An 11,371-nucleotide genomic window follows, 5' to 3' on the forward strand; every position below is an offset into this window, starting at 1 on the left:
GGGCGAAGGAGAGGCGGCAGTAGATGCCTGCCAGCTGGGGCTTCCTCATGCGTGCGCAGCCTATCAAGTGTTGGTGTTTATCGGACAGTGACCGATCTCCTCGCCGCCCTGAACACGGGCCACGAGGGAGGCTGCGGAACGGTCCACGCGAATGCCGCGGCCGATGTGCCCGCCCGCCTCGAAGCCCTCGCCGCCACCGCCGGACTCGACCGGGCCGCCCTCCACAGCCAGTTGGCGGCAGCCCTCGACGCGGTGATCCATCTGGACCGGGGGCCCGGCGGGCACCGGCGGATCGCCGAGATCCACGTCCTGGCGCGGGACGAGGCCGGTCTGGTGACCACGGTCCCGGCGCTGCGCAGGGGCGAGGGCCGCTTCGCCCACGGGCGGGGCTGGCCGAGGCTGCGGGCGCGGATCGGGGGCGCGTCATGAGCCTGTTCGGGCCGCTGCACGCGGCCGTGCTGTGCGCGGTGGCGGTGGCGCTCCTGCTGGCCGACGGCCGGGCGGGCGCGGCGCGGCGGGCCCGGCTGGTCCTCGCGGGCGGCGGCGCGCTGCCGGAACCGGCCCCGCCGCCGTGGCGGGCGGCCCTGGCCGGGCTGCGGGGCCGTCCCGAGTGGCTCTGCCCGCCGGTGGGGCTGGCGGTCGCCGTCGCGGGTGATTCGGTGCTGCCGCTGCTCGCCGGGGCGCTGGCGGTGCCCCTGGTCCGGCGGGGGCTGCGGGCCCGGGCGCGGCGCCGGGCCGAGGCCCGGCGGGCGGAGGCGGTGATCGCCCTCTGCGGCTCGGTCGCGGCCGAGCTGAGAGCCGGTCTCCAGCCCGGCCCGGCGCTGGTCGCCGCCGGGGCCGGGCGGGCGCTGGGGGCCGCGGAGCCCGCGGTCGTCGCGGCGGCCCGGTTCGGCGGGGACGTGCCCCGCGCCCTGCGGGACGCGGCCGGGGAGCCGGGCGCCGAGGGGCTGGCCGGGCTGGCCGCCTGCTGGAGCGTCGCCGTCGGCAGCGGAGCCGGTCTCGCGGCCGGGCTGGACCGGCTGGAAGCCGCTCTGCGGGCCGAACGCGACCAGCGGGAGGACCTGGACGCCCAACTGGCGGGAGCGCGCTCCACGATCGTTCTCCTGGCCCTGCTGCCCGTGATGGCCCTGGCCCTGGGGACGGCGCTGGGCGCCGAGCCGCTGCGGGTGCTGCTGCACACCCCCGCTGGGCTGCTGTGTCTGCTGGCCGGCGCCGGTCTGGAGGCCGCCGGGCTCTGGTGGGCCGCGCGGATCGTCCGCCGGGGGCGGTCCCGGTGAGCGGCGGGTGGCTCCCGGTGCCGTCGGCCGTGCTGCCGCTGTTGTCGGTCCCGGCCGTCGCCCTGGTGCTTCTCGACACCCGCCGGGAGCGCCGGGAACGGGTACGTGCCGAGCGGCTGCTGGGCCGGGAGCGGTCGCGGCCCGGGTGGCGGCGGTTCGGGCGCCGGACCCCGTCCGGCGGCTGGGGACCGTTGCTGGGCGCGCTCGGCACGCTGACCGGGGGATACGCCCTGGTCGGCGGGGCGGCCGGGATCCTCGCCGGAGCGGTCGCGGCCTGTGCCGGGTATCTGTGGCGGCGTCACCGGGGGCCCGGCGGCCGGGCGGAGGACGACGCGGCGGTACGACAACTGCCGCTGGCGGCCGATCTCATCGCGGCCTGTGTGGCCGCCGGGGCCGGGCCCCGCGAGGCGGCCGGGGCCGTCGGGGAGTCCCTGGGCGGCCCGCTCGGGGCACGGCTGTCCCGTACCGCGGCCGAACTGCGTCTCGGCGGCGAACCGGCCGGGGCGTGGGGCGGACTCGCCCGGATACCGGGGGCCGGGGAGCTGGCCCGCTGTCTGGAGCGGGCCGACGCCACCGGCGCGCCCGCCGCCGGGCCCGTCGCCCGGCAGGCCCACCGGCTGCGCGCCGAACGGGCCCGCTCGGCGGCGGCCCGCGCCCGCCGCGCCCAGGTTCTGGTGACCGCTCCCGTGGGGCTCTGCTTCCTGCCCGCGTTCCTCGCCGTCGGGGTGGGTCCCGTCGTCATCGGCCTCGCGGCCGGGCTGCTGAACCGCCCCTGAGCCGGACGCACCCCAACTCCCGTGAACACCTGCGAACAGTTCGAACAGTTGGAACAGTCAGGAGATTTCGATGAAGCACGTCGTCCGTATCGGCCGGGCCCTGGCCCGGTTCCCGTTCCGCCCGCCGATCCTGGCCCCGCGACTCGCGGCGGCGGGCGGGGACCGGGGGATGACCACGGCGGAGTACGCCATGGGGACGGTGGCCGCCTGCGGGCTCGCGGCGGTCCTCTACCGGGTCCTCACCGGGGACGGTGTCGCCCGGCGGCTGGAGTCACTGATCGGCGAGGCACTCAATGCGCCGTTCTGAACCGGACTTTCCCGGCGGAAGCGGTCCGCCGGGGCCGGGCTTCCGCAGGCCCGGCCGGCGGCTCGGGTCCGGGCCCGCCCGGCGGGACCGGGGGGCGGTGACGGCGGAGGCGGCCGTCGTCGTCCCGGCTCTTGTCGCCCTGGTCGCGGCCCTGTTGTGGGCGCTGATGACCGCGGTGGCCCAGATCCGGTGCGTGGACGCCGCGTATGCGGGGGCACGGGCCGCCGCGAGGTCCGAATCCCGGGCGGAGGTGCTCGCCACGGTCCGCGAGTCGGCGCCCGGGGGCGCGCGGATCGAGGTGCACCGGGCGGGTGACTACTGGCGTGTCCGGGTGGAGTCGCCGTCTCCGGGCCCCGGACGGCTGACGTTCACGGTCCGCGCGGAGGCGGTGGCCCGTGCCGAGGACCCGGGGCCCGGCGGGGCGGGGGAGACGGAGGTGCCATGAGGTGGCGGAACCGGCCGTGGAAACGGCGACGGGCACGGCCTTGCCCACGGCGGTGGATACGGCGGGACGACGGCTCGGCGACGATCTGGGCGGCGCTCACGGCGACCGTGCTCTGCGCTCTGTTCGCCGTGGTGCTGGCCCTGGGGCAGGTGGTGACGGCCCGGCACCGGGCCGCCGCGGCGGCCGATCTGGCCGCCCTCGCCGCCGCGGACCACGCCCTCCGGGGCGAGTCGGTGGCCTGTGCCCGGGCCGCCGAGACCGCCCGGGCGCAGGGGGCGCGGTTGCTGCGCTGCGCGCTACGGGGCGAGATCGCCGATGTCCGGACCTCGGCCCGGGCGGGCCCCTTCGCGCCGACGGCCCTCGCCCGCGCGGGTCCGGTGCTGCCGGCACCTTGACGGCAGGGCCGTCGTTGGTCGTCGGCGTCAGGCCGAGGCGTTGGAGAGGAGTTCGGTCAGCAGCCGGATCGCGGCGCGCTTGTCGAGGGGGTCGTTGCCGTTGCCGCACTTGGGGGACTGGATACAGGACGGACAGCCGGATTCGCACTCGCAGGACGCGATCGCCTCACGGGTCGCCGTCAGCCAGGCATGGGCCGTGTGGAAGGCGCGTTCCGCGAAGCCCGCCCCGCCGGGGTGGCCGTCGTAGACGAAGACCGTGGGGAGGAGGGTGTCGGGATGGAGCGGTACGGAGACCCCGCCGATGTCCCAGCGGTCGCAGGTGGCGTAGAGCGGCAGCATGCCGATGGCGGCGTGCTCCGCCGCGTGCAGGGCGCCCCCGAGCTGCTCCGGGGCGATCCGGGCGGCGTCCAGCTGGTCGTCGGTGACAGTCCACCAGACGGCCCGGGTGCGCAGGGTGCGCGGCGGCAGATCGAGTTTGGTCTCGCCGAGCACCTCACCGGTGATCAGTTTGCGGCGCAGGAAGGAGACGACCTGGTTGGTGACCTCGACGGAGCCGAAGCACAGCCGCCCCTCGCCCCAGGGGACCCCGGTATCGGTGGAGAGGACGGAGACGGAGGTGGTGTCGCGGGCGGTGGTGGAGTACGGCGGTACGGCCTCCTCGACGAGGGCGACCGAGTCCGTCAGATCGAGCCGCCGGACGAGATATGTCCGGCCCTGGTGGAGGTGGACGGCGCCCTCGTGGACGGAGGTGTGGGCGGCCGACTCGTCGACGGTGCCCAGGAGACGGCCGGTGCCCTCCTCGACGATCTGCACGGGGCGGCCGCCCCCGCCCCGGATGTCGGTCAGGTCGGCGGCCCGCTCACGCCGGGTCCAGTGCCATCCCGACGCCCGGCGGCGCAGCAGCTTCGCGGCCTCCAGCTGCGGCATCAGATCCGCCGCCGCCGGGCCGAAGAGGGGCAGATCGGCTTCCGTGAGGGGGAGTTCGGCCGCGGCGGCGCACAGATGGGGGGTGAGGACGTACGGATTGTCGGGGTCGAGGACCGTGGACTCCACGGGCCGCTCGAACAGCGCCTCGGGGTGGTGGACGAGAAAGGTGTCCAGCGGGTCGTCCCGGGCGATCAGGACCGCCAGCGCGCCCTGGCCGCCGCGTCCGGCCCGGCCCGCCTGCTGCCACAGGGACGCCCGGGTGCCGGGATATCCGGCGATCAGGACCGCGTCGAGGCCGGAGACGTCCACGCCCAGCTCCAGGGCCGTGGTGGCGGCGAGACCGAGGAGTTCACCGGAGTGCAGGGCGCGTTCCAGGGCCCGGCGCTCCTCGGGGAGATAGCCGCCCCGGTAGGCCGCGACCCGCCGGGGCAGCGAGCTGTCGACCTCGGCGAGCCGCTCCTTGCTGATCACCGAGATCAGTTCGGCGCCCCGCCGGGAGCGGACGAAGGCGACCGTACGGACTCCCTGCACGGTCAGATCGGTCAGCAGGTCGGCGGTCTCCGCGGTCGCGGTACGCCGGACGGGCGCGCCCTTCTCGCCGTGCAGCTCGGTCAGCGGCGGCTCCCAGAGGGCGAAGACCAGCTCGCCCCGGGGCGAGCCGTCGTCGGCGACCTCGCGGACGGGCAGCCCGGTGAGCCGTCCGGCGGCGACCGCCGGGTCGGCGGCGGTGGCCGAGGCGAGCAGGAAGACCGGATCGGCGCCGTACCGGGCGCATATCCGCCGCAGCCGCCGCAGTACCTGGGCGACATGCGATCCGAAGACGCCCCGGTAGGTGTGGCACTCGTCGATCACCACATAGCGCAGCGCGCGCAGAAAGGAGGACCAGCGGGGATGGGACGGCAGCACGCCCCGGTGCAGCATGTCGGGGTTGGTGAGGACGTACGTGGCGTACTGGCGTACCCACTCGCGTTCCTCGACGGGGGTGTCGCCGTCGTACACGGCGGGCCGGACCCGGTGGCCCAGCGGGGCCGCGATGTCCTTCACGGCCCGGCACTGGTCGGCGGCGAGCGCCTTCGTGGGCGCCAGGTAGAGGGCCGTGGCACCCCGCCCGTTGGGGGCCTCGGAGCCGTCCAGGAGCGTACTGAGCACGGGCGCGAGATAGGCCAGCGACTTGCCGGACGCGGTTCCGGTGGCGATCACCACCGACTCGCCGTCGAGCGCGTACTCGGCCGCCTCCGCCTGATGGGTCCACGGATGTTCGATCCCGGCCCGCTGGATCGCGTCGATCACTTCCGGCCGGATGCGGTCGGGCCAGACGGCATGACGGCCGGGTCGCGGGGGCAAGTGCTCCGTATGAGTGATGCGCGCGGCCCGGTTCGCCCCCGACGCGAGCCGGTCGAGGACGGCTCGGGGGGAGGGGCGGGCGTCCCCGCTCTCGGGTGGTCGTCTGGGACGGAGATTCTTGGCCATCGGCACCGAGTGTGTCACTGGCGTGACGGACAATGGTCCCAAGGCGTCGTGCATGGTTGCAGGTAAGTGATTGAATGCCATCGCGGCTGGCGACCGTCCCCCGGCTCCGCCGGGGAGACCTGAAATGGGGGCGGACGCTCGATAGCAAGGTGCTGGAGGATCCGTGGACCTGTCCCTGTCGACTCGCGTTGTGCCCGGTCCGAACGGCGACCGTACGGTCGTCGAGGTCGGTGGCGAGATTGATGTGTATACCGCGCCCAAGCTGCGCGAGCAGTTGGTCGAGTTGGTGAACGACGGCAGTTACCACCTGGTCGTCGACATGGAGGGCGTGGACTTCCTCGACTCCACCGGGCTGGGGGTGCTGGTGGGTGGCCTGAAGCGCGTGCGCGCGCATGAGGGGTCGCTGCGACTGGTCTGCAACCAGGAGCGCATTCTCAAGATCTTCCGGATCACCGGTCTCACCAAGGTGTTCCCGATTCACACCACGGTCGACGAGGCCGTCGCCGCGCCCGACTAGGTCGCGGATCGGGCCGTTCCGTTCGTTTCCCGTCGCCGATACGGCCCGGGTACGGGCCGTTCGGGTGCCCCGTGTCGCCGAAAGGCGCCGCGGGGTGATCCGTGGTGCCCGCTTCCGGGCCGTGATGGTCCGGGGGCGGCGCCTCGGAGGCGGGTTCCTTTCGACCTCGGCTTCGGCTCACTCGGCAGAGGGAGTCCGTCCGGGTCCGTCTGGGCCCGTCCGGCTCGTTCGGTCGGTCCGGTCCGGCATGCCGGACCGGAGCGGCTCCGGCGGCGGTGAACGGCCGTCGGGGCCCGGAAGGAAACCGGAAGAGAATCAGCAGGACCGGCAGTATCAGGAGGAACCGGGCCGCCGGCCCGGTGCCCCCGAACGCACGCCCGTACGTCCGAGGGGGATCGCACATGACCACCGTCGAACTTCGATTCAGCGCCCAGCCCGAGCACGTCAGGACCGCCCGGTTGGTGGCTGCTGCCGTGGCGCGCCGCGCCGGGGTCGACGAGGCGGTGCTCGACGAGGTCAGACTTGCCGTCGGCGAGGCGTGCAGCCGGGCCGTCGGACGGCATCGCACCCATGGCATCCACTCGCCCGTGAAGGTCGTTCTGACCGAGGAGGACAAGACGTTCTCCATCGAGGTCGGGGACGAGGTGCCCGCGCCGGGCGCGGGTGGCGACGGCGCCGCCGGTTCGGCCGCCGACCGCTCCGCCGGTCCGGGCGACGACCCCGTGGAACCCGCGGACGGCGAGGACGATATGGGTCTCGCCGTGATCAGCGGGCTGGTGGACGATATGGAGGTCTCCACCACCGAGACCGGTGGTGTGATCCGGATGAGCTGGCCGACAGCTCCGGTGTCCGTGGTCCCGTAGGCCGGTGCGCGGTGCGCGGTGCGCGGTGCGCGCTGCTGCCGCGGTGCACGCGTATGGCGTGATCGTGCCGCCTGATCGCCGCTGGTCGGCGTCGCGGCCGCCGTGACCGTGCCGTCGTTGCCGACGGCCGGTTGTGGCATGTCGTTGCGTGGGCCTTTCACGGCAGTCAGCCGGGCGTCGTCGGCGCCTCCTCACTCCTGAGGCCGTGAGTCCCGCCCGTATATTCCGTCGCTCTCGTCTCATCCGGCTCACTCGTCCCGACCGGCGGTATCGCTTTCCTACCGCCGGGCCGGGGCCGTTCCGGTCCGTACGGCCCCCGGGTGCGACGAGTTCCGAGCAATAATCCCGCCGGAACCGGAGGATCCTCCGGCCGGATCGCGCGGGTCCGCCGACGGCCTCCGCCGAACCCGTTCGGCGGTCTCCGGAGGCGATGATCCACGGTCGGCCCGCCCGGGGACCGGCGGCTGTCCGGGCCGGGCCGCGAGGGGGCCCGTAACGCCGCCCACCGGGTCCGATGGAGCCGGGCCCGGCCGTCGGACCCCTTGTGAGCAGCGCCTTTCGCGCCCATTTCGGCAATCCGCCGGCAATCCGCCGGCGAGCCATCGATCATCCGCTGTCCGTGGGCGGATCAGCCGCGCCTCGCCCGGCGATCATTTCCGGGGCCATTTTTCTCGCCGCCTCCCACTCCGCCGATCAAGGCCCAATGGCTTCGCCCCATTACTTCTTTCGGGTGTATTTACAGAGTTCGATCATTTGCCGAGAGGGCGCAAAGGTCACTTTGCATTTGTCGCACTCTGTTTTGATCAGGTTCCGCTCCCTACAATCCGTCCACATCTTGAGCTCTGAACTACGTCAAGGAGGACGAATGGCGGGGCTCTTCCACCAGAACCACCGGGAAATGATCGATCACTCCACCTCCCTCTCGGCCGCGGTGCTCACCGATGACAACCGGGTGATCGTCGTCGTCATCGCCCTGGTCGCCCTGGCCGCTCTGGTCGTGGCCCAGCTGCTGGTCCGCCAGGTGCTGGCGGCCGACGAGGGCACCGACTCCATGAAAAAGATCGCGGGCGCGGTACAGGAAGGCGCGAATGCCTATCTCGCCCGACAGCTCCGCACCCTCGGCGTCTTCGCCGTCGTGGTGTTCTTCCTGCTGATGCTTCTGCCGGCGGACGACTGGTCGCAAAGGGCCGGCCGTTCCGTGTTCTTCCTGGTGGGTGCCGTTTTCTCGGCGGCCACCGGTTACATCGGCATGCGACTGGCGGTACGGGCGAATGTCCGGGTCGCCGCCGCCGCGCGGGAGGCGACTCCCGCCCCCGGGGAACCGGAAAAAGATCTCACCGCCGTCTCCCACCAGGCAATGAAGATTGCCTTCCGGACCGGTGGTGTGGTCGGAATGTTCACCGTCGGCCTCGGTCTGTTCGGCGCCGCCTCCGTCGTTCTCGTCTACGCCGCCGACGCCCCCAAAGTCCTGGAGGGCTTCGGTCTCGGTGCCGCGCTGATCGCGATGTTCATGCGAGTCGGCGGTGGCATCTTCACCAAGGCCGCGGATGTCGGCGCTGACCTCGTCGGCAAGGTCGAGCAGGGCATTCCCGAGGACGACCCCCGTAACGCCGCCACCATCGCCGACAATGTGGGCGACAACGTCGGCGACTGCGCGGGTATGGCCGCCGACCTCTTCGAGTCGTATGCCGTGACCCTGGTCGCGGCCCTCATCCTCGGTCAGGCGGCGTTCGGGGACGCCGGGCTCGCCTTTCCGCTGATGGTTCCGGCGATCGGCGTGGTCACCGCGGTGATCGGTATCTTCGCGGTCGCCCCGCGGCGCGCCGACCGCAGCGGTATGACGGCGATCAACCGAGGCTTCCTCGTCTCGGCCGTGATCTCCCTCGTCCTGGTCGCCGTGGCCGTACTGCTCTATCTGCCGTCCTCCTACGACGATCTGCTCGGTGTCACCGACCCGACCGTCAGGGAGCACGACGGGGATCCGCGGGTACTCGCCCTGGTCGCCGTGGCCATCGGCATCGTGCTGGCGGCTCTGATCCAGCAGCTCACCGGCTACTTCACCGAGACCAACCGCCGTCCGGTCAAGGACATCGGCAAGTCGTCGCTGACCGGCCCGGCGACCGTCGTCCTGGCCGGGATCGCCATCGGCCTGGAGTCCGCCGTCTACACGGCCCTGCTGATCGGCCTGGGGGTCTACGGAGCCTTCCTGCTGGGCGGCGCCTCGATCACCCTCGCCCTCTTCGCGGTGGCGCTGGCCGGTACCGGGCTGCTCACCACCGTCGGGGTGATCGTCGCCATGGACACCTTCGGGCCGGTCTCCGACAACGCCCAGGGCATCGCCGAGATGTCCGGTGACGTCGAGGGTGCGGGCGCGCAGGTCCTGACCGATCTCGACGCGGTCGGCAACACCACCAAGGCCATCACCAAGGGGATCGCGATCGCCACCGCCGTACTCGCGGCGGCGGCGCTCTTCGGCTCGTACCGCGAGGCCATCACGAGGGCCGCGCTGGACGTCGGCGAGAAACTCGGCGACGGCGCCCCGATGACTCTGGTGATGGACATCTCCCAGCCCAACAACCTGGTCGGTCTGCTGCTCGGCGCCGCGGTGGTCTTCCTCTTCTCCGGGCTGGCCATCAACGCCGTGGCCCGGTCGGCGGGGGCGGTGGTCCACGAGGTGCGGCGGCAGTTCCGCGAGCACCCCGGGATCATGGACTACACCGAGAAGCCGGAGTACGGCCGGGTCGTCGACATCTGTACCAAGGACGCCCTGCGGGAGTTGGCCACCCCCGGTCTGCTGGCGGTGCTCACCCCGATCGCGGTCGGCTTCTCCCTCGGGGTCGGGGCGCTCGGCGCGTTCCTGGCGGGCGCGATCGGCACCGGCACCCTGATGGCCGTCTTCCTCGCCAACTCCGGTGGCGCGTGGGACAACGCCAAGAAACTCGTCGAGGACGGCCACTACGGCGGAAAGGGGAGCGAGGCGCACGCGGCGACCGTCATCGGCGATACGGTCGGCGACCCGTTCAAGGACACGGCGGGGCCGGCGATCAACCCGCTGCTGAAGGTGATGAACCTGGTGGCGCTGCTGATCGCGCCGGCCGTGGTGCAGTTCAGCTACGGCGAGGACGCCAGCCCCGCCGTACGGGCCCTGATCGCGGTACTGGCGATCCTGGTCATCGTCGGCGCGGTCTACGTCTCCAAGAGGCGCGGGATCACCGTGGGCGACGAGGATCCCGGCTCCCCGGAGGCGGAACGGAACGCGTCGGCGCCGGATCCCGCGGCGGTGACATAGGCCCTTGAGACGGCGGCCGCGGGCCGCGAGAGGAGCGATGGGCGGCCGGTGCGATGCCAGGTACCGGCCGTCCTCGCGTCCGGTGCGTGGAGCCGCCCCTCCCGCCCCCGCCCGCGCCCGGCTCCCGCCCGGCCCGCTCCTCGGCCCGTGCCCGGTTCGGTGCCCGGTCCGGCGCCCGGCTCGCGTTCCCGGAGCCCGGGTGAGCCTTCTCTCGCCCTCACCCTTGGTGCAAATGGCTTCAATGGCCCTGGAATCGGGCATCGGCCGCGCGATGGGTGACGGCCCGGCGTGTATGTTCCGGGGCGCAGGAAGCCTCGGAAGGGACCGATCCGGTGAACAAGAAGCTTGCGGCCGTACTGTCCGGCGGCGCGGTACTGGTACTGGCGCTGTCCGGGTGCAGCAGCGAAGAGAAGAAGGACAACGCGGTCGACGACTGGGCGAAGAAGTACTGCGACCAGATCAAGACCCAGTTCAAGACCAAGGCGGAGGCCGACCGGCTGATCGCCGTGACCGCCGTCGACGGGAAGCCGGCCGATCTCCAGCGGGCCGACTCCAAGGCCTTCCAGGACTTGGCGAATGTCAACAAGGCGCTGGCGACCGCGTTCCGTACGGTCGGAAACTCACCGGTCGAGGAGGACGAGCAGCTGGTCAGGGCCGCCGCGGCCGAGCGGGACGCCAGTGCGGCCGTCTTCCTCGACCTGAAGAAGCAGGTCGACGCCCTCGACACCTCGGACCAGCAGGAGTTCGCCGACGGCCTCAAGGTCGTCTCGGAGGGGCTGCTGAAGGCCGAGGCCAACGAGAAGGCGTGGAACAAGCTGCGGGCGAGCGAGACCGGCAAGGCGATGGGCAAGTTCCAGGGCTGCCAGCCGGTGAAGGCGGACGTGCCCCCGGCCGCGGCGGGTTCGTCGCCGTCGCCCTCGTCCTGACGGGCCGTATCCCGTTCCTGTTGTGAGAGGAGCCGTACGCATGCCGTACGGCTCCCCGGGCTGCTGCGGCTCCCCGTAGTCCGTTAGGGCGTGTCTGACGGATCTTGCCGGGCTCGCGTGCCCTGGCACCGCGCCTCGCCGCGTTGTCGTCGGTCGCCTACGGCCCCCTGCGCCTGGCG

10 protein-coding genes and 1 pseudogene are annotated in these 11,371 nt (G+C 72.9%); 10 read left to right on the plus strand and 1 reads right to left on the minus strand.

Features of this window, described 5'->3' with window-relative positions; translation table 11 throughout:
* Positions 1-96: 96 nt before the first annotated feature.
* The 6 genes and pseudogenes from ABZ714_RS34545 to ABZ714_RS34570 form a co-directional block, all read left to right on the plus strand.
* Positions 97-429 (plus strand): annotated as a pseudogene (locus ABZ714_RS34545) (ATPase, T2SS/T4P/T4SS family); the annotation flags it as partial.
* Positions 426-1,277: a type II secretion system F family protein gene (locus ABZ714_RS34550; RefSeq protein WP_358829331.1), complete on the plus strand. Its 852-nt coding sequence runs from the start codon at positions 426-428 to the stop codon at positions 1,275-1,277. The pseudogene ABZ714_RS34545 and the gene ABZ714_RS34550, both read left to right, overlap by 4 nt.
* Positions 1,278-1,294: 17 nt before the next feature.
* A complete protein-coding gene (locus ABZ714_RS34555; protein ID WP_358829332.1) occupies positions 1,295-2,053 on the plus strand; it encodes a type II secretion system F family protein in 759 nt (252 codons plus the stop codon).
* Between the two features lie 70 nt (positions 2,054-2,123).
* Entirely contained in the window at positions 2,124-2,360 is a 237-nt protein-coding gene (locus ABZ714_RS34560; RefSeq protein ID WP_358829333.1) for a DUF4244 domain-containing protein, read from the plus strand.
* A 97-nt stretch (positions 2,361-2,457) separates the two neighbouring features.
* Positions 2,458-2,805, plus strand: a complete 348-nt coding sequence (locus ABZ714_RS34565) for a TadE family type IV pilus minor pilin (RefSeq protein WP_358829334.1) — start codon at positions 2,458-2,460, stop codon at positions 2,803-2,805.
* 56 nt (positions 2,806-2,861) lie between these two features.
* Positions 2,862-3,200, plus strand: coding sequence for an Rv3654c family TadE-like protein (locus tag ABZ714_RS34570; RefSeq protein ID WP_358829339.1), 339 nt, complete (start codon positions 2,862-2,864; stop codon positions 3,198-3,200).
* 27 nt (positions 3,201-3,227) lie between these two features.
* Here ABZ714_RS34570 and ABZ714_RS34575 read toward each other — a convergent pair whose 3' ends face one another.
* A complete protein-coding gene (locus tag ABZ714_RS34575) occupies positions 3,228-5,678 on the minus strand; it encodes a DEAD/DEAH box helicase (protein ID WP_358829335.1) in 2,451 nt (816 codons plus the stop codon).
* An 82-nt stretch (positions 5,679-5,760) separates the two neighbouring features.
* Here ABZ714_RS34575 and ABZ714_RS34580 point away from each other — a divergent pair, with 82 nt between their 5' ends.
* From ABZ714_RS34580 to ABZ714_RS34595, 4 genes are all read left to right on the plus strand, one after another.
* Entirely contained in the window at positions 5,761-6,114 is a 354-nt protein-coding gene (locus ABZ714_RS34580) for an STAS domain-containing protein (protein WP_006347640.1), read from the plus strand.
* A gap of 401 nt (positions 6,115-6,515) precedes the next feature.
* Positions 6,516-6,977 (plus strand): ATP-binding protein, encoded by a 462-nt coding sequence (locus ABZ714_RS34585; RefSeq protein WP_358829336.1) that lies wholly within the window; start codon positions 6,516-6,518, stop codon positions 6,975-6,977.
* 865 nt (positions 6,978-7,842) lie between these two features.
* Entirely contained in the window at positions 7,843-10,266 is a 2,424-nt protein-coding gene (locus ABZ714_RS34590; protein ID WP_358829337.1) for a sodium-translocating pyrophosphatase, read from the plus strand.
* Between the two features lie 332 nt (positions 10,267-10,598).
* Positions 10,599-11,192, plus strand: a complete 594-nt coding sequence (locus ABZ714_RS34595) for a small secreted protein (protein WP_358829338.1) — start codon at positions 10,599-10,601, stop codon at positions 11,190-11,192.
* Positions 11,193-11,371 lie beyond the last annotated feature (179 nt).

The organism is Streptomyces sp. NPDC006798, from assembly GCF_040635975.1.
Taxonomy (GTDB): domain Bacteria; phylum Actinomycetota; class Actinomycetes; order Streptomycetales; family Streptomycetaceae; genus Streptomyces.

Coding starts and splice junctions, on each gene's coding strand:
- ABZ714_RS34590 (WP_358829337.1), top strand. CDS start 7,843: ATGGCGGGGCTCTTCCACCAGAACCACCGGGAAATGATCGATCACTCC.
- ABZ714_RS34560 (WP_358829333.1), top strand. CDS start 2,124: ATGAAGCACGTCGTCCGTATCGGCCGGGCCCTGGCCCGGTTCCCGTTC.
- ABZ714_RS34585 (WP_358829336.1), top strand. CDS start 6,516: ATGACCACCGTCGAACTTCGATTCAGCGCCCAGCCCGAGCACGTCAGG.
- ABZ714_RS34575 (WP_358829335.1), bottom strand. CDS start 5,678: ATGGCATTCAATCACTTACCTGCAACCATGCACGACGCCTTGGGACCA.
- ABZ714_RS34550 (WP_358829331.1), top strand. CDS start 426: ATGAGCCTGTTCGGGCCGCTGCACGCGGCCGTGCTGTGCGCGGTGGCG.